This is a genomic window from Paracidovorax wautersii (genome assembly GCF_900113035.1).
GTDB classification, from domain to species: Bacteria; Pseudomonadota; Gammaproteobacteria; order Burkholderiales; family Burkholderiaceae_C; genus Paracidovorax; species Paracidovorax wautersii.
In genome coordinates, this window is record NZ_FONX01000016.1 from 62352 (window position 1) to 81460 (window position 19109).

Consider the following 19109-nt stretch of genomic DNA (forward strand, 5'->3'; position numbering starts at 1 on the left):
AAGATAAGGGGAAACCCTTATTTGCTGGAACGCCCCCATCCCTCGCTGCGGCAGCCAGGCGTAAAAAAGCCGCGACAAGCGCGGCGAAGGGGTACGGGGTGCAAGGCGACAGGTTCAGGGCTGCTGCCTCCTGGCGCAGCAGATTGCGGACGCGCCCCACTCCAGGGCCGTCGCGGGCACCGCAGGCCACACCCGGCGGCTTATGGACGAAATCAGGCGGTAGCGCTTGCCGATCAAGCGCGTGCAGCTATCAATTAGTGAGCATCTGCCTGGGCAGGCCAGAAGCGCAGGAAGTCCGACACCACCCGCTGGGCGTAGCGGCTGGCCACCGTGCGCACGAAGAGGGCGAAGTCCACGTGGGCGCTGTCATCGGCGCGGTCCGAAATGGTGCGCATGGCGGCGAACGGCACGCCGTAGTCCAGGCAGACCTGGGCCACGGCGGCGCCTTCCATCTCCACGGCCAGCGGGCTGTGGCCCGCCGCCTGCAGCTCGCCGCGCAGGCGGTCGCTGGCCTGGTGCGAGCCGACGAACTGGTCACCGCTCACGATCAGCCCCTGGTGCACGCATGCCGATGCGAAGGCCTCGGCCATGCCGGCCTGCACCGCGCCGGCCGCGGCGCCTGCGAGCGCGTCCGTCATCGCGCCATCGCTGGCCAGGGCACTGCGGCCGTAGCCCGGCAGCTCCCAGCGGGGAAAGATCGGCGAGGCGTCCATGTCGTGCTGCAGGAACTGCCGCGCCACGACGACATCGCCCACGTTCACGCCCGGCCCCAGGCCGCCCGCCACTCCGGTGAAGACGACGGCACGCACCCCGAAGCGCTCGACCAGCGCCGCGGTGGTGGTGGCCGCTGCCACCTTGCCGATGCCCGAGAGCGCGCACACGACCTCGTGCCCATGCAGCCGCCCGCGCCAGAAATCGCGCCCCACGTGGCGCAGGGTCTGCAGGCCGTCCATGGCGTCCACGAGGCCATGTTGTTCTTCGGCCAGGGCGCTGAGGATGGCGATGGTCATGGGCGTCGGGTGCTGGGAAAGAGAGAGGGATTCGGGCGCGGATGAAAGGCCAGAAGCGGCACGGCGCCGCTCCGGTCTTGCGCGAAGAGCGCGATTAAAGCATCACTGCGCCACGATGTGGTGCTCCCTCACCACGGGTGCCCACAGCGCGGTTTCCTTGCGGATCAGCGCGCCGAACGCATCGCCCTTGACCACCCAGGGCGTCATGCCCTGCGCCTTGAGCTGGTTGAGCGCGGCGGGGGATTGCATGATCCTGTCGATGTCCTCGGCCAGCCGATGCACCACGTCGGGCGGCGTGCCCCGGGGCGCCAGCACCCCGTACCAGGAAGAGACCGCGACGCCGGGCACGCCCGCCTCGGCGAGGGTGGGCACGTCGGGCAGGAAGCTGGAACGCACCGCATCCGTGACGGCCAGCGCCCGCAGCTTGCCCGCGCGCACATGGGACAGCACCGCGGGCATGTTGGCGATCAGCATGGGGATCGTGCCGCGCAGCACATCGTTCAGGCCCTGGCCCGAGCCTTTGTAGGCCACGTGGAGGATGTCGGCGCCCGACTTGTCCTTGAACAGTTCGCCCGCCAGGTGCAGGCTGGAGCCCACGCCCGGCGAGGCATAGCTGATGGAATCGGGCCTGGACCGGGACAGGGCCACCAGTTCCTGCACAGTCCGGGCCGGCACCGCAGGATGGACCGCGATCACGTTGGCCGCCCGGCCCAGGGAGGCGACTGGCACGAAGTCGCCGAACACGTCGTAGGGCAGCTTGGGCATCAGCGTGGGGTTGATGGTGAGGTTGCCCTGGGGCACCACGAGCAGCGTGTGGCCGTCGGGCCTGGCGCGCTTGACGATGTCGATGCCGATGTTGCCGTTGGCGCCAGGGCGGTTGTCCACCACGGCGGGCTGCCCATGCGCCTCGGCCAGGCCCGTGGCCAGGATGCGCGAGAGGATGTCCACCGCGCCGCCGGCGGGGAACGGCGCCACGATGGTGAACGGGCCGCCGGAGAGCGGCTCAGGCGCGCCGGCCGCGCGCGCAGGCGCCATGCCGGCGGAGAGTGCGGCGGCGCAGGCCAGCGCAGCGCAGGACTTGAGAAATGCGGAGCGTTGCATGGGGTGTCTCCCGAAGACGCAGGAATCTGCCCGGGTGCCGGGCGCCCGGGGCGCGGGCGCACAGGGCCCCGTGCCGGAGCCGGCTCAGATGGCGACGGCGGCCACGTTGTTCAGGACGGCCCGGACCACGCTGTAGACCGTGAGCGCCGATGTCTTGGGATTGGCCGCCAGCGGCTTGCCGCGCATGGTCAGCTCCATGGCGCCGAAGGCGCCGCGCGCATCGACGTGGTGGACGTTCTCGGTCACCGCCGGGTCCGCGAAGAGGCGCACCCGGGTTCTGTCGTACCCCAGCCCCGCCAGGGCCAGCGTGGCGGCCACGTTGGCGTTCTTCGGATAGAGCCGGGCCGCCTCGCCGGCCGAGCCCTCGAAGATGCAGAAGGCCTCGGTCAGCGCGGACAGGTCGCACCGCTGCTCGGCCGGCGTGCCGCTCCAGGCGAGCGGCGGCTTCCTGCCGGTGTAGGTCACCTCGTCCAGCCCGCCCACGCGCGCCGCGGCCAGCGCGTCGATGCCGCCGATGGCGCCCGACAGCAGCTGCACCTGCGTCCTGCCGGCCTCGGCCGCGGCCTGCAGGCGCTCGGCCATGCCCGGCGCGCTCAGTGCGCCGATCGACGCCACCACGGCGGGAATGCCGCGCGCCAGCGCCGGCAGCACGTGCTCCTGCAGCGCGCCGTGGCCCGCGCATTCCACCATCAAGTCCGGGTGCGCATCGGCAGGCAAGGCCTGCAGCAGCTGCGCCTGCGGCGCCAGGCGCGCCACGGTGTCACGGATGGCGGCACTGGCCTCGGGCACCAGGACCCAGCGGACCTGCAGCCGGGCATCGCCGTGCAGCAATTCCAGAACGCTCGCGCCGATCGCGCCGCAACCAATCAAGGCAATATTCTTCATCTCGCATTTCCTGAAAATTGCGCTGACCGGCCTCGCTCCGGAAGGTCAGCGCAGAAAGTCCGGGTGCTGCTGCCGCAGATGGCCGGACAGGGCCTCGGCGGCGTCGCACACCTGCCGCGCCCAGTGCGCGGTCTGTTCGGCCATCAGTTCGGTGAACGGAATGGCCACGGCCAGGCCCGCCACCACCTCGCCGCCCACGCCACGCACCGGCGCGGCGATGCTGGAGATGCCGGGCTCGTAGAAGCCCTCGCCCATCGCATAGCCGCGCTGGCGGTCCTGCGCCAGCAGCTGCGCCAGGTCTTCCACGTGGCGTGGCGTGCTTTCGGAGAACTGCGGCAGCTCCTCGCCGCCGAAGAGCGCGCTCAGCTGCGCGGCATCCTGGTCCTGCAGCAGGGCCCGGCCGAGCACCGTGGCATGCGCCGGCAGGCGCGAGCCCACGCGCACCGCGCCCTGGAAGGCGCCGGGCGGCGTGATGCGCGCCACATAGACGACGGACGTGCCGTCCAGCAACGCGAGGTTGCTGGTCATGCCCAGCGCATCGCACAGCCCCTGCAGCACGGGTTCGGCCAGCTGCGCCAGCGGCTGGGTCGAGAGGTAGTCGTAGCCCAGGCGCAGCACGGCCAGTCCGAGCCGGTAGTCCGTGCCGCTGCGCTGCAGGTACCCCGAGGTTTCGAGCGTGGTCAACATGCGGAACACCGTGGAGCGCGGCAACTGCAGGCTCCGCGCGAGCTCGGGCGCATTCCATACGGGCTGCGCCGGGCTGAAGCAGGCCAGCAGGCGCAGGCCGCGCTCCAGCGCCGGCACGGTGTAGCGGTCGTTGTCTTGGGTCGAGGTCTCGGTGGTGTCGTTCATGGCTATCGGCTGGTACCTGGAGTCAACAAAGATGCCAGCCCCTGCGCGATCGCGACAGGTTGTTCCACGGGCGAAGCATGGCCGGCGTTCGCTAGCGTACGGTAGTTCGCACCCAGCGATTCGGCCCAGCCACGGCACGCCGCGGGCGGAGTGACCACGTCGTGTTCGCCGACCCAGACATGGACCGGCATGGACAGCCGCCCGGCCGCCCGCCCCAGATCGCCGGAGCACAGCAGCTCCACCGCCTGCGCATAGCCGCTCGCGCCCATGCGGGCCGTGTTCCAGCGCACCCATTCGCGCACCGCCTCCGGTGCCTCGGGCGATACCAGCCGCCGGTCGATCTCCGCCGCCAGCCCGGCCACGCCTTTGTCCGCCAGCGCGGCCAGGCGCGTGCGGCGCACCTCGGCCTGCTGCGCGGCCTGCGCCGGCCCACCGTAGCCGCCCGCGGGGCTGATGAGCACCAGCGCATCGACCCCGCAGGAAGGGCCGTCCGCGGCCGAAGCCGCCCACCGGGCCGCCGTCAGCGCGCCCAGCGAGTGGCCGACCAGGACGCAGCGGCGCACGCCCAGGATCTCCAGGGACTGCGCCAGCACGCGCGCGTAGTCGGCATCGGTGGGTGCCGGCTGCGCCAGCGGCGTCGAAGCCCCGTAGCCCGGCGCATCCCAGGCCAGCACGCGCACCTGCGCCGCCAGCGGCACCGCCACGTCCAGCCACGAGGCCGCGCCCGAGCTGATGCCGTGCAGCATCACCACGGCGAAACCGTCGCCGTCGCCAGCGGCGCACGCCTCGCGCCAGGCGACGTGCGAGCCATCGGGCAGCGCCACCACCCGTTCAGGAAACGCGGCGCCGAGCTGCTGCACCTTGAGGGACAGCCTGTCCTGCGTCATGGCCAGGCTCAGCGCTTGATCGAGGCCAGCGGATGCTCGGGCGGGTAGGTCGGGGTGATGGGCTTCTTGGCGCCCAGCATCACGCACATCAGCGCGTCTTCGTCGCCGATGTTGATCTCTTCGCGGTACACGCCGGGGGGCACGGAGACCACGTCGCGGTCGGTCAGGATGGTCTCGAAGCGCTCGCCGTCCTTCTCCAGCACGAGCTTGATCTTGCCGCGCAGGATGAAGAACACCTCTTCCACGTCCACATGCAGGTGCGACGGGCCTTCATGGCCGGCCGGGATCACCATGGTGGAGAACGTGAAGTGCTCCGAAGGAATGGTGTTGCTGTCCGCCGCCACCCCCGTGCCGCCCGTGCCGATGTAGCGCATCTGGCCGCGGCGGTACTTGGGGTCGAAGTCGGCCTGGAACTTCAGCGCGTCGAAGTCGTACTTGCGCGTGGAAAAGCGCGCGATGCGCGTGTTCATCCAGGCGTCGAAGCTGGCGCCTTCGGGGCGGTCCCAGCTACGGGCGGTGTTGGGCGTGGAATCGGTCATTGGTCTCTCCTGTTACTGCGGGCACATGTCCAAAGCACTGGGCTTATGTTCCACTAATAAAACATAGTTTATTTAGTGGAACAATTATAGAAAGCCTCCTCGCCTTTCCACAAGTGCGGCGCGCGGGGGCGCGGCCGGCCGGCGCCTGTGCCACCGTGGTGATGGCGCCAGCCGGATGGAGAGTGGATAAGAGGGAAATCAGGAAGGCGCACGCGGCCGTGCGCAGAGCCTGGGCATCGGCATGCCTTGCCGGGCATCGTCCGCACCCCTGGCGCGGCGGCCGAGGACTATCGATGGCTGATCGCTACGCGCGCGCGGGCGGCGGGACGGGCGGGCGAGCGCCGCAGCGGTTCGCCGGCACTCAAGACCGCAAGAGAGACATCCACGGAAAAGACAAAGGGTGCCTGAAGCACCCTTTGAATCGCCTGTGGAACGAAGCCGTTCAGCTGCGCAGCTCGCGCCGCAGGATCTTGCCCACCGGCGTCTTGGGCAGTTCGGTGCGGAACTCGATCACCCGCGGCTGCTTGTAGCCCGTGAGGTTGGCCTTGCAGAACTCGCGCACATGCGCCTCGGTCAGCTCCTCGCCCCCCGGGGCGGGCGGGCGCTTGACGATGACCAGCTTCACGGCCTCGCCCGTCTTCTCGTCGGGCACGCCCACCACGGCGCATTCCAGCACGCCGGGCATGGCGGCGACCACGTCTTCCACCTCGTTGGGATAGACGTTGAAGCCGCTGACCAGCACCATGTCCTTCTTGCGGTCCACGATCTTGAAGAAGCCGCGCTCGTCCATCACGCCGATGTCGCCGGAGCGGAAGTAGCCGTCGGCCGTCATCACCTTGGCGGTCTCGTCGGGCCGCTGCCAGTAGCCGGCCATGACCTGCGGGCCCTTGATGGCGATCTCGCCCGCGCGGCCGACGCCGGTCACCTCGCGGCCCTCGTCGTCGATGAGCTTCATGTAGGTGCTGGGCAGGGGCACGCCGATGGTGCCGGTGAATTCCTTGGCGGTGATCGGGTTGCAGCTGGCCGAGGGGCTGGTCTCCGAGAGGCCGTAGCCCTCGCAGATCGGGCAGCCGGTCTTCTCCAGCCAGAGCTTGGCGACCGCGCCCTGCACGGCCATGCCGCCGCCCAGGGAGACGCGCAGGTTCTTCCAGTTCACCGTGCCGAACTGCGGGTGGTTGACCAGGCCGTTGAACAGCGTGTTGACCGCCGGGAAGCTGTGGAAGGTGTGCTTGGACAGCTCCTTGAGCACCGCCGGCAGGTCGCGCGGATTGGGGATGAGGATGGTCTTGCCGCCCGTGCGCAGCGACAGCATCATGTTCACGGTGAACGCGAAGATGTGATAGAGCGGCAGCGCGCAGACGGTGGTGGGCTGCTCGCCGGCCGGCACCCGGGCCATGGCCGGCAGGTTCCAGGCTTCGGACTGCAGCACGTTGGCGATCACGTTGCGGTGCAGCAGCACGGCGCCCTTCGAGACGCCCGTGGTGCCGCCCGTGTACTGCAGCAGCGCCACGTCGTCGGGCTGCAGGCTGGGCTGGGCGAGCGGCATGCCCGCGCCCTGGGCCAGCGCGTCGTTGAAGCGCACCGCGCCGGGCAGCTGGAACGGGGGCACCAGCTTCTTGACGTTGCGCACCACGTAGTTGACCACCGCGCCCTTGAGGAAGCCGAGCCGGTCGCCCATGGAGGCCAGCACCACGTGCTTGACCGGCGTGTGCGCGAGGCAGGACTGCAGCGTGTGCGCGAAGTTCTCGATGATGACGATGGCCTTGGCGCCCGAATCCTTGAGCTGGTGCTCCAGCTCGCGGGGCGTGTAGAGCGGGTTGACGTTGACCACCACCAGCCCCGCGCGCAGCACGGCGGCGACGGCGACCGGGTACTGCGGCACGTTGGGCATCATCAGCGCGACGCGGTCGCCCTTGGCGAGGCCCAGGCCCTGCAGGTAGGCGGCGAAGTCGCGGCTCTGGGCATCGGTTTCGGCATAGCTGACGTCCTTGCCCATGAAGCTGTAGGCCACGCGGTCGCCGTACTTGCGGAAGGACTCCTCCATCAGCGCCACCAGCGAGGGGTACTGCAAGGGATCGATGTCGGCAGGCACGCCCGGGGGATAGCTGCCGAGCCAGGTGCGGTCATTCATGTCCATTGTCTCCAGGTAGATCCCGGCGCCGTCACGCCGGAGGTTGGTCACCTGACCGTTGCCGATCCGAATTCAGCACGGTCGTTCTTTTTTTCGTTCGATTATGCCCCCTCGGTCCGCGATTCAGGCCTTGAGCGCGGCGAGCACCTCGTCCAGCATCTTGCGGGCATCGCCGAAGAGCATGCGGTTGTTCTCCTTGTAGAAGAGCGGGTTGTCCACGCCGGCATAGCCCGAGGCCATGGAGCGCTTCATCACGATGGAGTGCCCGGCCTTCCACACCTCCAGCACCGGCATGCCGGCGATGGGGCTGGCCGGGTCGTCCTGCGCCGCGGGGTTCACGATGTCGTTGGCGCCGATGACGATGGCCACGTCGGTGGCGGGGAAGTCGGCGTTGATCTCGTCCATCTCCATCACGATGTCGTAGGGCACCTTGGCCTCGGCCAGCAGCACGTTCATGTGGCCCGGCATGCGGCCGGCGACGGGGTGGATGGCGAAGCGCACCTGCACGCCCCGGCCGCGCAGCGTCCTGACGATCTCGTTGACCGTATGCTGCGCCTGGGCCACGGCCATGCCGTAGCCGGGCACGATGACGACGCTGCGGGCCTCGCGCAGCATCTCGGCCGTCTCGGCCGCCGTCACGGGCACCACCTCGCCCTGCGGTTCCGCGCCCTGGGCCGCAGGCGCCGCACCGCCGCCCGTGCCGAAGCCGCCCGCGATCACGCTCAGGAAGTTGCGGTTCATCGCGCTGCACATGATGTAGCTGAGGATGGCGCCCGAGGAACCCACCAGCGCGCCGGTGACGATCAGCAGGTCGTTGCCCAGCATGAAGCCCGTGGCCGCCGCCGCCCAGCCGGAATAGCTGTTGAGCATGGAGACCACCACCGGCATGTCGGCCCCGCCGATGGCCATCACCATGTGCACGCCGAACAGCAGCGCGATGGCCGTCATCACCGCCAGCGGCAGCATGCCATCGGCCACCGAGCCGGCCTGCAGGAAGGCCCGGCCGAACCACACCACCACCAGCAGCGCGGCCAGGTTGAGCCAGTGGCGGCCCGGCAGCAGCAGCGGCTTGCCGCCGATGCGGCCGTTGAGCTTGCCGAAGGCGACGAGCGAGCCCGAGAAGGTGACGGCGCCGATGAGGATGCCGACGTAGATCTCCACCTCGTGGATGGCCTTCTCGGCGCCGGCCAGGGGCATCGAGGTGTCCACGTAGCTCGCGAAGCCCACCAGGCAGGCCGCCAGGCCGACCAGGCTGTGCATGAGCGCCACCAGCTCGGGCATCTGCGTCATCTTCACGGCCCGGGCGGCGTAGAGGCCGATGCCGCCGCCGATGGCCAGCGCGCCGACGATCCAGGCGATGCCCGTGGCACCGACCCGGGGGCCGAACACCGTGGCCAGCACGGCCAGCGCCATGCCGGCCATGCCGAAGAGGTTGCCGCGGCGCGCGGTCTCGGGGTTGGACAGTCCGCCCAGGCTCAGGACGAACAGGATGGCGGCGCCGAGATAGGCGGCCGTGGCGAGGTTGTGGGACATGGTGCGGTGCTCCTCGTCGTGGCTGCCGTTATTTCTGGAACATGGCCAGCATGCGCCGCGTGACCGCGAAGCCGCCGAACATGTTGACGGCCGTGAGCACCAGGGCGGCGAAGGCCAGCCAGAGGATCAGCCCGTCCGGGCGCCCGTTGGCCGCGGCCTGCGGCGGCGCGATCTGCACCAGGGCGCCGATGGCGATGATGCTGGAGATGGCGTTGGTCACGCTCATCAGCGGCGTGTGCAGCGCGGGCGTGACGTTCCACACCACCATGTAGCCGATGAAGCAGGCCAGCACGAACACCGTGAAGTGCCCCAGGAAGGCCGCCGGCGCATAGGCGCCGATGAACCAGAAGGCCACAGCCGCGACGGCGAACAGGATGGCCAGCGTCTTCGCCGGCAGCGGGCCGGCGCTGCCATGGCCGTGGCCGCCGGCCTTCTTCTCGGCCACGGGGGCCGCCGCGGGCCTGGCGGCGGCCGGTGCCGGCGCGGCCTTGAGCGGCGGCGCGGGCCAGGTGATCTCGCCCGCCTTGACGACGGTGAGGCCGCGGATGGCGTCGTCCTCCATGTTGACCACGGCCACGCCGTCCTTGGCCTTGCAGAGTTCCTCGGCCAGGCGCAGCAGGTTGGTCGCATAGAGCGTGGACGACTGCTTGGCCAGGCGCGAGGGCAGGTCCGTGAAGCCGAGGATCGTCACGCCGTGGCGCACCACGGCCTCGCCGGGCACGGTGAGCTCGCAGTTGCCGCCCTGCTCGGCCGCCATGTCCACGATGACGCTGCCGGGCTTCATGCTCTGGACCATCTCGGCGGTGATGAGCTTCGGCGCCGGCTTGCCGGGGATGAGCGCGGTGGTGATGATGATGTCCGCGTCCCGGGCCTGCTCGGCGTACATCCGCCGCTGCGCAGCCTGGAAGCCCTCGCTCATGACCTTGGCGTAGCCGCCGCCGCCGGCGCCGTCTTCCTCGTAGTCCACCTTCACGAACTCGCCGCCCAGCGACCTGACCTGGTCGGCCACCTCGGCGCGCGTGTCGTTGGCGCGCACGATGGCGCCCAGGTTGGCCGCCGTGCCGATGGCAGCCAGCCCCGCCACCCCGGCCCCGGCGATGAACACCTTGGCGGGCGGTACCTTGCCCGCGGCGGTGATCTGGCCGTTGAAATAGCGGCCGAAGGCGTTGGCGGCCTCGATCACGGCGCGGTAGCCCGACACGCCCGCGGTGGAGGTGAGCGCATCCATCTTCTGCGCCCGGCTCAGCGTGCGCGGCAGGCAGTCGATGGCCAGCACCGTGGCCTGCCTGGCGGCCAGCTGCGCCATGAGTTCCGGGTGCTGCGCCGGCCAGACGAAGCCCACCAGCAGGCCGCCCGGGCGCATCAGCGCCACTTCGGCGGCGCTGGGCGGGCGCACCTTGAAGACGATGTCCGAGGCGGCCCAGAGCGCTGCGGCATCGGGCAGCACCTCGGCGCCGGCGGCGCGGTAGGCGTCATCGCTGCAGTGCGCGGCCTCGCCCGCACCGGCCTCGACGGCGACCGAGAAGCCCAGCGCCACGAGTTTCTGGACCACTTCGGGCACCGTCGCCACGCGCTTTTCGCCGGCAAAGGTTTCGCGCGGCACGCCGATGCGTTGCGCTGTCGGGCTGGGGCTCGCCTGCATGGGAAGTCTCCTGGAATGTCGCCATGACCATGAATCTCCGGGCAGCACGCGAGACGTGCCGCCCACCGCGTCAACCGGCGGCCAGCTTACATGAAGTGACATTCCGCCCCGTCCCGCAGGCGCTTGGGGCCTGAGAACGTGTTCACGTTCTGAGAAGGAGCACCCCCAAAGCAAAACCGGCAGCGCGAGGCTGCCGGTCTGGAGGGAAAGGGAACGCGCTATGCGATCAGTTCACGATCTGCGACAGCTCGCCCTTGACGTAGCGCTGGGCCATGACCTGCAGGGTGTGGCCCTTGATCTTGGCGCCCTGGCCTTCGCAGCCGAATTCGACGTAGCGCTGCTTGCAGACCTGCTTGGCGGCTTCGCGGGCGGGCTTGAGCCATTCGCGGGCGTCGAACTTGTCGGGGTTCTCGGCCAGGAACTTGCGCACCGCGCCGGTCATGGCCAGGCGGATGTCGGTGTCGATGTTGATCTTGCGCACGCCGTACTTGATGGCTTCCTGGATCTCCTCGACGGGCACGCCGTAGGTTTCCTTCATCTTGCCGCCGTACTGGTTGATGATGGCCAGCAGTTCGGCCGGCACCGACGAGGAGCCGTGCATCACCAGGTGGGTGTTGGGGATGCGGGCGTGGATTTCCTTCACGCGGCTGATGGCCAGGATGTCGCCCGTGGGCTTGCGGCTGAACTTGTAGGCGCCGTGGCTGGTGCCGATGGCGATGGCCAGCGCGTCGAGCTGCGTGGCCTTCACGAAGGTGGCGGCCTCTTCGGGATCAGTCAGCATCTGGCTGTGGTCCAGCTTGCCGACGGCGCCGATGCCGTCTTCCTCGCCGGCATCGCCGGTCTCGAGGTTGCCCAGGCAGCCGAGCTCGCCTTCGACCGTCGCGCCGACCTTGTGGGCCATGTCCACCACCTTGCGGGTGACATCGACGTTGTAGTCGAACGACGACGGCGTCTTGCCGTCGGACATCAGGGAGCCGTCCATCATCACCGAGCCGAAGCCCAGGTTCAGCGCGCCCTGGCACACCTCGGGGCTGGTGCCGTGGTCCTGGTGCATCACCAGGGGGATGTGGGGATACATCTCGGCAGCGGCCAGGATCAGGTGCTTGATGAAGGGCTCGCCAGCGTACTTGCGGGCGCCTGCGCTGGCCTGCAGGATGACCGGGGCGCCCACTTCGTCTGCGGCGGACATCACGGCCTGGACCTGTTCCAGGTTGTTCACGTTGAAGGCGGGAATGCCGTAGCTGTGTTCAGCGGCATGGTCGAGCAGTTCGCGCATCGAGACGAGAGGCATGGGTCAGATCCGTTCAGAGTGGGTAGGAAGGAAGGGCTCTGGGAGCCTGTGCAGTATGGCCGCACGGCACCTGTAACCGCTTGGTAACCGTCGATTTTACTGCCCCGCCGTGTCGGCCGAAACGCCGAAAGCGAGGCGATAGCAGGTGGTGAAGGGCGCGGGCGCCGGAGCGGGCCCGAACCGCCCGCCATGGACGCGGGCCACGCGGGCCACGATCTCGTGGCCCAGGTGCAGGCTGTCCACCGCGCCGGCGCAGGGCGCGGCGCCCGCCCGGGCCCCGTCGTCGCAGACCTGCAGCCAGGCGGCGCTGCCGCCCTGCCCCTCGGCGCCCGTGGCCGGGCCGGCCTGCACCTCGATGCGGGTGCCGGCGGGCGTGTGGCGCAGCGCGTTCTCGATCAGGTTGCGCAAGGCCAGTTCCAGCAGCACGGCGTTGCCCTGCACCTGCACCGGCGCATCGATCGCGATGGCGATGCTGCCGCCATGCTCCCACGCCGCCTGCGCGTAGTCGGCGCCCACGCTGCGCGCCAGCGCGGCCAGGTCCACCGGCGCGGCCACCTCCTGCAGGCGGATGCGGCTGGTGCGCGCCAGCGCCAGCAGCTGGTTCAGCACGTGGCCGGCGCGCAGCGCCTGCTTGCCGATGCTGTCCAGCGCCGCCGTCTGCTGGTCGGCCGGCAGCCCCCGCGCCAGGGCGTCGGCATGCAGCACGATGGACGACAACGGCGTGCGCAGCTCGTGCGCCACCTCGTTGGCCAGCCGGCGCTCGCGCGCCAGCAGCACCTGCTGCCGGTCCAGCAGGGTGTTGATGGAGGCGACCACCGGCGCGAATTCGCGCAGCGGCACGCGGGCGGCGAGCCGCTGCGCGCCCGACACGTCGAGCGCGGCCACGTCGTCCGACAGGGTGTAGAGCGGGCGCAGGCCGCTGCGCACGGCCAGGCCCAGCACCAGCGCCACCACGGGCAGCAGCCAGAGCCCGGGCAGCACCATCTGCCCGGCGATATCCTGGGCCAGCGCATCGCGCTCCTGGACTTCGAGCAGCACCATGACCTTGCGGTCGCCCGCCTGGCTCCACTGCGCGAAGCCGCGCCAGGTGCGGCTCTCGCCCTCGGGCCTGAATTCGGAAAAGCCCAGCGGCGTGCCGAAGGGCGGCAGGGGCACGGCGCCGGTGCGCGTGAGCAGCCGGCCTTCGGCATCCCACATCGCCACGCTCAGGGACTGCTGGTAGTCGTGCGCCTTCAGCCGCGGCAGCCGGGTGCGCTGGGTGGTGCGCGCGGCATCCACGGCGGCGCCGGGCTCCAGGTTGAGCAGCAGCGCCGCCACGCTGGCCAGGTGGCCGTCGGTCAGCTCGTCGGCCTCCTGCACGCCGGTCTGGTAGGCCATGGCGACGAAGCTGGCCCAGACCACGACCAGCGCGCCCAGCGTGCCGCACAGCAGCCGCCAGGTCAGCGAGGGCTGGCGCCGGGCCGCCGCGGCGGGCTGGCGGGCGGCGGCGGGCTCGGGGGAGGACGCGGCGGTCACGGGGCGCTCCTCACTCCGCGGGGATGAAGTAGCCCACGCCGCGCATGGTCACGATGCGCTCGTTGCCCAGCTTGCGGCGCAGGTGGTGGATGTGGACCTCGACGGCGTTGCTCTCCACCACGGTCTGCCAGTTGTAGAGGCGCTCTTCGATCTGCTGGCGCGAGAGCACCCGCCCGCGCGACTCCAGCAGCACCAGCAGCACCGAGAATTCGCGCGGCGACATCTCCACCAGCTGGCCGGCGCGGCGCACGGTGCGCGCGGCCGGGTCCACCTCCAGGTCGCCGTGGCACAGCGTGGGCGCGGCGCGGCCGGCCGAGCGGCGCAGCAGGGCTCGCAGCCGGGCTTCCAGTTCATCGACGTCGAAGGGCTTGACCAGGTAGTCGTCGGCGCCCAGGTCCAGCCCGGCGATGCGCTGGTGCACCTGGTCGCGCGCGGTGAGGATCAGCACCGGCGTGGCCGGGTCGGGCAGCGTGGCGATGCTCGTCGCGCCGCCCTGCGCGCTGGCGCGCAGGCGCTGCAGCAGCTCGCCCCCGTCGCCGTCGGGCAGGCCCAGGTCCAGCAGCACGGCGGAGAAGGATTCCGCGCACAGCGCGCTCCAGGCGCCCGCGAGGCGGTCGCACACATCCACCGCATAGCCACGCTGCTGGAGCGTGGCGCTCAGGCCGGCGGCAATGCCGGCATCGTCTTCGACCACGAGGATTCGCATGCGGCGATTGTGCTTGCGAATGCCGGCCGGCCCGGGCCATAAGAAGCCGTTAAGCCGGCCGGGCTATGGTGCGCGGCCATGATGCCCCCCGCCCCGCCGCCGCCCCTTGCCGCCCCGACGCTGCGCTCGCGTTTCCCACGCCTTCCGCGCATCGACGGCGCGCTGCTGGCCATCGTGGTGGGGGCCGCGCTGCTCGCGCTCTGGGATTCGACTGGCCTGGACCTCGCGCTCGCGCGCTGGTTCGGCAACGCCAACGGCTTTCCGCTGCGCGATGCCTGGCTGTACTCGCGCCTGCTGCACGACGACGCGCGGCTGCTGGGCTGGGTCATCGCCACGGCGCTGATCGTAGGGGTCTGGCTGCCCTGGGGGCCGCTGCGCCGCATCGACCTGGAGCGCCGCGTGGCCCTGGCCGTGGCGCTGCTGCTGTCGCTCGCGGTGGTGTCGATCGCCAAGCGGCTGAACCACACCAGCTGCCCATGGGACCTGGCCGAGTTCGGCGGCGTGGCGCGCTACGTGTCGCACTGGCGCTGGGGCGTGACCGACGGCGGCAGCGGCCACTGCTTTCCCGGCGGCCATGCGTCCGCCGGCTTCGGCTTCCTGGCGCTCTACTTCGCCTGGCGCGACGACGCACCGCGGCTGGCGCGCATCTGCCTGGTGGCGGCCCTGGCGGCCGGCTTCGCGCTGGGCTGGGTGCAGCAGGTGCGCGGCGCGCATTTCATGAGCCACAACCTCTGGACCGCCTGGCTGTGCTGGACCACGGTCTGGGCCGTGGATGCGGTGCGCCAGCGCTTCTTCGCGGCGCCGCGGCCGGCAGGCGCCGTCACGCCGGCCGCCTGAGCGCCTGAACGCCTTTCGCCCCGGCGGCGCCGCCGCGCCCCGCGCTCAGTTCGCCCGGCAGATCTTGAGCATGTTGGTGCCGCCCGGCGCCCCCATGGGTTCGCCGCAGGTGATGACGTAGAGGTCGCCCTGCTGCACGATGTTGCGGGTCTTGAGGTGGCCTTCGGCCTGCTCCAGCGCGGTGTCGCGGTCGGCGCTGGTGTCCATCAGCAGCGGGCGCACGTTGCGGTACATGGCCATCTTGCGCTGCGTGGCCACCTTGGGGGTCAGCGCGTAGATCGGGATGTGGATGCGGTGGCGGCTCATCCAGAGCGCGGTGGAGCCGCTGTCGGTCAGCGCCACCAGCGCCTTGGCGCCCAGGTGGTGGGCGGTGAACAGCGCGCCCATGGCGATGGACTGGTCGATGCGGCCCAGCGTCTGGCCGATGAAGTCGGAATCGCGCTCGGGGTCTTCGGCGGCCTCGGCGGCGGCGCAGATCTTGGCCATCTCCTCCACCGTCTCCAGCGGATAGCGGCCGGCGGCGGTCTCGGCGCTGAGCATCACGGCGTCGGTGCCGTCGAGCACGGCGTTGGCCACGTCGCTCACCTCGGCGCGGGTGGGCACGGCGTTGGTGATCATGCTCTCCATCATCTGCGTGGCGGTGATGACGACCCGGTCCATGTCGCGCGCCATGCGGATCATCTTCTTCTGCAGCGCAGGCACGGCGGCGTTGCCCACCTCCACGGCCAGGTCGCCGCGCGCCACCATGATGCCGTCGGACACGCGCAGGATCTCTTCGAGCAGCGGCACGGCCTCGGCGCGCTCGATCTTGGCGATCAGGCCCGGGCGGTGGCGGTATTCGGCCGCCGCCACGTTGCACAGCTGGCGCGCCATTTCCATGTCGGTGGCGTTCTTGGGAAAGCTCACGGCCACGTAGTCGGCCTGGAAGCTCATGGCGGTCTTGATGTCCTCCATGTCCTTGGCCGTGAGCGCGGGCGCGGTCAGGCCGCCGCCCTGCTTGTTGATGCCCTTGTTGTTGGAGAGCTCGCCGCCGATCTTCACCGTGGTGTGCACGGCCTCGCCGCGCACCGCATCGACGACCAGCACGATCAGCCCGTCGTTGAGCAGCAGCACGTCGCCGGCCTTCACGTCGCGCGGCAGTTCCTTGTAGTCGAGGCCCACGCCGTTCAGGTCGCCCGGCTCGGTGCGCGAGGCGTCCAGCACGAAGGGCTGGCCGGCCTGCAGCATCACGCGGCCTTCGGCGAACTTGCCGACGCGGATCTTGGGGCCCTGCAGGTCGGCCATGATGGCCACCTCGCGGCCGGCGCGCTGCGCGGCCTCGCGCACGGCGGCGGCGCGGTCGATGTGGTCCTGCGCCCTGCCGTGGCTGAAGTTCAGCCGCACCACGTTGACGCCGGCGCGGATCATGCGCTCCAGCAGCTGCGGGTCGCTCGAAGCGGGGCCCAGGGTGGCGACGATCTTGGTGGCGCGGCGGATCTGCATGCGTTTGTCTCTCTTTCTTTATGGGGATGGCATGGAACGCGGTCTTGTAACCGCGTTTCAATTCTGGCACGACCCCGGTTACATGGTGGTTTCATGCGGTATTGCGCAGCCGGCCCGGGTGCCGCACCAGTCTGATTTCCTCACGCTTTGCCAGCATATTTGTGAGAATTATTCTCATTGGTGAAACAATGAACGCGTGAGCCAGAGAACCACCCGGCAAGGCACCGCCGACCGGGCCGACGCGCCATCGCAGTGCAAGGGGTATCCAGCAGACAACCCTTTCCGACACGTCCATGGCTCACCGTCTGCCCACCCGGCCCGCCGCAACTCGGCCCGCCACCCCCCTCCCCCGTTCACTGGCCCTGCGTCCCGCCGCATGGGCCGCCTGTCTCGCCGCGCTGGCCGCCCCCTCGTGGGCCCAGGCGCCCGCCACCGGCCCGGCTGCCGCCATGCAGGGCGCGCAGCTCCAGCAGGTGGACGTGGTGGAAGAGGCCGATCGCCAGCCCGGCACTGTCACCACGATCAGCGGCGATGCGCTGGAAAGCGCGAACAGCATGAAGGACATCGTGCGCAACCAGCCCCTGGTGGCCGCGCCGGGCACGGTGGCCGGCACCAGCCGCAACCGCAGCAGCTTCGACCGGTCCGGCACCACGGGCTACAACATCCGCGGCATCGAGGGCAACCGCGTCGGCCTGGACGTGGACGGCGTGGAGATGCCCGATGCCACCACGCGCCCCTACGTGAGCCGCGCCGGCGTCAACACCTTCGGTGCCGGGCGCGACTTCATCGATCCGGAGATGTTCTCGTCCGCCCAGATCCTGTCGGGCACCACGCCGGCACGGCGCACGGCCGGCGGCATCGGCGGCGCGGTGAGCTTCCGCACCAAGGCAGCCAGCGACTATCTGCGCGACGACAAGCCCTCGTACCTGGGCGCGAGGATCGGCTACGACTCGGCAGACCGGTCCTGGAACGAGAGCTTCACCGGAGCGCTGCGCAGCGGCGATGCCGACGGGCTCGTCGCCTACTCCCGCCGCGACGGCCACGCCCGCCGCAACCACAGCCCCACCGTGGACAGCTATCCCGACGACTGGCACTCCGACGCGCTGCTGCTCAAGGGCGGCCTGCGCGTGGACGGCGCCCACCGCCTGGAACTGTCGGCCGACCTGTACCGCCGCAAGAACCACACCGTCTTCGAGGGATGGAACAACGCCGGCACGGCCCTCACCGAGGCATCGCGCCAGGCGAGCGACACCGAGCGCAACACGCTGCAGCTCACGCACCAGTGGACGCCGCGCAATGCCTGGATCGACCAGGCGGACACGCGCCTGTTCCACCAGGACACGGCCACCCGGGACGTGACCGACACCACCACGCTGGCCTCCGGCGTCACCGGGCGCAACCTGTCCGAGAACCTGACGCGCACCTGGGGCCTGTCCACCACGGCCGGCAAGCGCATCGGGCGCCACGCGCTGAGCTTCGGCGCCAACGCCTCCACGCAGGACGTGGACCGCCCGTGGAGCGTCGGCTATCCGCAGCCATACATGAAGCCCCAGCCCGACACCACCACGGATCGCGTGGGCGCCTTCGTGCAGGACGAGATCGTTGCCGACGCCGGCGGCAAGCGGCTGGCCGTGATCCCCGCCCTGCGCGTGGACCGCGTGAGGATCAGGACGCGCGACCTCTCCAACTTCGTCGGCGGCGTGCTCACCGAGCAGGACGTGCAGCGGCTCTACGGCAGCCCTCCGGCCACCACCATCGTCAGCCCCGGCCTGGCCGTCACCTACGACGTCGCGCCGCGCCTGCGCAGCTACGCGCAGTACAGGCGCGGGGGCCGCGCGCCATCGCCCGGCGAGATCTTCGGCTCCTGGAACATGGCGAGCAACTACGCCGCGGGCAACCAGTACGCCCTGGTCGGCAACCGCGACCTGAAGGAGGAGAAGAGCAATGCCTTCGAAGTCGGCGTGACCGGCCATCCCGCACCCGGCGTGGCGCTGCACAGCGCGCTGTTCTATACCCGCTACAGCGACTTCATCGCCTACACGCGCTACACGCGCGCCAGCGCGCCGAGCCTGTTCACCAACGTGCCGGCCCACATCGGCACCATCTACCAGGCCGAGAACCGCGACGAGGCCACGATCTACGGCTTCGAACTCAGCGCCCGGCTGGAGCACGGCCAGTGGAGCCCCGCCGCCCAGGGCCTGTACACGACCTGGGCACTGGGCCTGAGCCGGGGCACGTCCCGGTCGAACTACGCGGGCGACCGCAAGGTGGACCTCGACTCCGTGCTGCCGCGCAAGGCCATCCTCGGCGTGGGCTACGACGCGCCCATGCGCCGCTGGGGCATGAACCTCACCGGCACCTTCGTGGCCGGCAAGCAGGCTGCGGCCACCAACCGCGACAGCTTCACCAACAACCCGGGCGCCACGCTGACGGACGCCACCACCGAACTCTTCCGCGTGCCCGGCTACGCCACGTTCGACCTGAGCGGGTACTGGCAGATCCGCCCGGGCGTGCGCCTGCAGGCCGGCATCTACAACCTGGGCGACAAGCGCTACTGGGACTACGCGAGCGCCCGCAGCCTGCAGCCCGCGCTGGCCCGCGACCGGCGCGACATCGAGCTGCTGACGAACGCCGGCCGCACCGTGGCGGTGTCGATGTCAGTCGCTTTCTGAGAACGTGTTCACGATCTCCCAGGGGT

At 70.4% G+C, this 19109-nt stretch carries 15 protein-coding genes; 2 read left to right on the plus strand and 13 right to left on the minus strand.

Annotation, left to right across the window (positions count from 1 at the left end; genetic code table 11):
• Positions 1–254: 254 nt before the first annotated feature.
• The 12 genes from BM070_RS19700 to BM070_RS19755 all read right to left on the minus strand — a co-directional run bounded on the left by BM070_RS19700 (position 255) and on the right by BM070_RS19755 (position 14092).
• Complete coding sequence (locus BM070_RS19700; protein WP_092941077.1) at positions 255–1010, minus strand: 5'-methylthioadenosine/adenosylhomocysteine nucleosidase; 756 nt, start codon at positions 1008–1010, stop codon at positions 255–257.
• Between the two features lie 102 nt (positions 1011–1112).
• Entirely contained in the window at positions 1113–2111 is a 999-nt protein-coding gene (locus BM070_RS19705) for a Bug family tripartite tricarboxylate transporter substrate binding protein (protein ID WP_092941079.1), read from the minus strand.
• 84 nt (positions 2112–2195) lie between these two features.
• Positions 2196–2996: an aspartate dehydrogenase gene (locus BM070_RS19710; protein ID WP_092941081.1), complete on the minus strand. Its 801-nt coding sequence runs from the start codon at positions 2994–2996 to the stop codon at positions 2196–2198.
• A 45-nt stretch (positions 2997–3041) separates the two neighbouring features.
• Positions 3042–3848, minus strand: a complete 807-nt coding sequence (locus BM070_RS19715) for an IclR family transcriptional regulator (protein WP_092941083.1) — start codon at positions 3846–3848, stop codon at positions 3042–3044.
• A gap of 2 nt (positions 3849–3850) precedes the next feature.
• Positions 3851–4735 (minus strand): alpha/beta fold hydrolase, encoded by an 885-nt coding sequence (locus tag BM070_RS19720; RefSeq protein ID WP_092941085.1) that lies wholly within the window; start codon positions 4733–4735, stop codon positions 3851–3853.
• 8 nt (positions 4736–4743) lie between these two features.
• The gene (locus tag BM070_RS19725; protein ID WP_092941087.1) at positions 4744–5274 is read right to left on the minus strand and encodes a cupin domain-containing protein; all 531 of its coding nucleotides are present in this window, start codon (positions 5272–5274) and stop codon (positions 4744–4746) included.
• A 442-nt stretch (positions 5275–5716) separates the two neighbouring features.
• Positions 5717–7405, minus strand: coding sequence for a long-chain-fatty-acid--CoA ligase (locus BM070_RS19730; protein WP_092941164.1), 1689 nt, complete (start codon positions 7403–7405; stop codon positions 5717–5719).
• Between the two features lie 123 nt (positions 7406–7528).
• The gene (gene pntB, locus BM070_RS19735) at positions 7529–8938 is read right to left on the minus strand and encodes a Re/Si-specific NAD(P)(+) transhydrogenase subunit beta (protein ID WP_092941088.1); all 1410 of its coding nucleotides are present in this window, start codon (positions 8936–8938) and stop codon (positions 7529–7531) included.
• 28 nt (positions 8939–8966) lie between these two features.
• Positions 8967–10580 (minus strand): Re/Si-specific NAD(P)(+) transhydrogenase subunit alpha, encoded by a 1614-nt coding sequence (locus tag BM070_RS19740; protein ID WP_092941090.1) that lies wholly within the window; start codon positions 10578–10580, stop codon positions 8967–8969.
• A gap of 226 nt (positions 10581–10806) precedes the next feature.
• Complete coding sequence (fba, locus tag BM070_RS19745; RefSeq protein WP_092941092.1) at positions 10807–11871, minus strand: class II fructose-bisphosphate aldolase; 1065 nt, start codon at positions 11869–11871, stop codon at positions 10807–10809.
• A 96-nt stretch (positions 11872–11967) separates the two neighbouring features.
• Positions 11968–13386, minus strand: coding sequence for a histidine kinase dimerization/phospho-acceptor domain-containing protein (locus BM070_RS19750; protein WP_092941094.1), 1419 nt, complete (start codon positions 13384–13386; stop codon positions 11968–11970).
• Between the two features lie 10 nt (positions 13387–13396).
• Complete coding sequence (locus BM070_RS19755; protein WP_092941096.1) at positions 13397–14092, minus strand: response regulator; 696 nt, start codon at positions 14090–14092, stop codon at positions 13397–13399.
• Positions 14093–14173: 81 nt separating this feature from the next.
• On the opposite strand from BM070_RS19755, the gene BM070_RS19760 reads away from it, so the two are divergent.
• Positions 14174–14929, plus strand: a complete 756-nt coding sequence (locus tag BM070_RS19760; protein WP_092941166.1) for a phosphatase PAP2 family protein — start codon at positions 14174–14176, stop codon at positions 14927–14929.
• A 45-nt stretch (positions 14930–14974) separates the two neighbouring features.
• Here BM070_RS19760 and pyk read toward each other — a convergent pair whose 3' ends face one another.
• Complete coding sequence (pyk, locus tag BM070_RS19765) at positions 14975–16411, minus strand: pyruvate kinase (protein ID WP_092941098.1); 1437 nt, start codon at positions 16409–16411, stop codon at positions 14975–14977.
• 293 nt (positions 16412–16704) lie between these two features.
• Here pyk and BM070_RS19770 point away from each other — a divergent pair, with 293 nt between their 5' ends.
• Complete coding sequence (locus BM070_RS19770; protein ID WP_092941100.1) at positions 16705–19083, plus strand: TonB-dependent hemoglobin/transferrin/lactoferrin family receptor; 2379 nt, start codon at positions 16705–16707, stop codon at positions 19081–19083.
• Positions 19084–19109 lie beyond the last annotated feature (26 nt).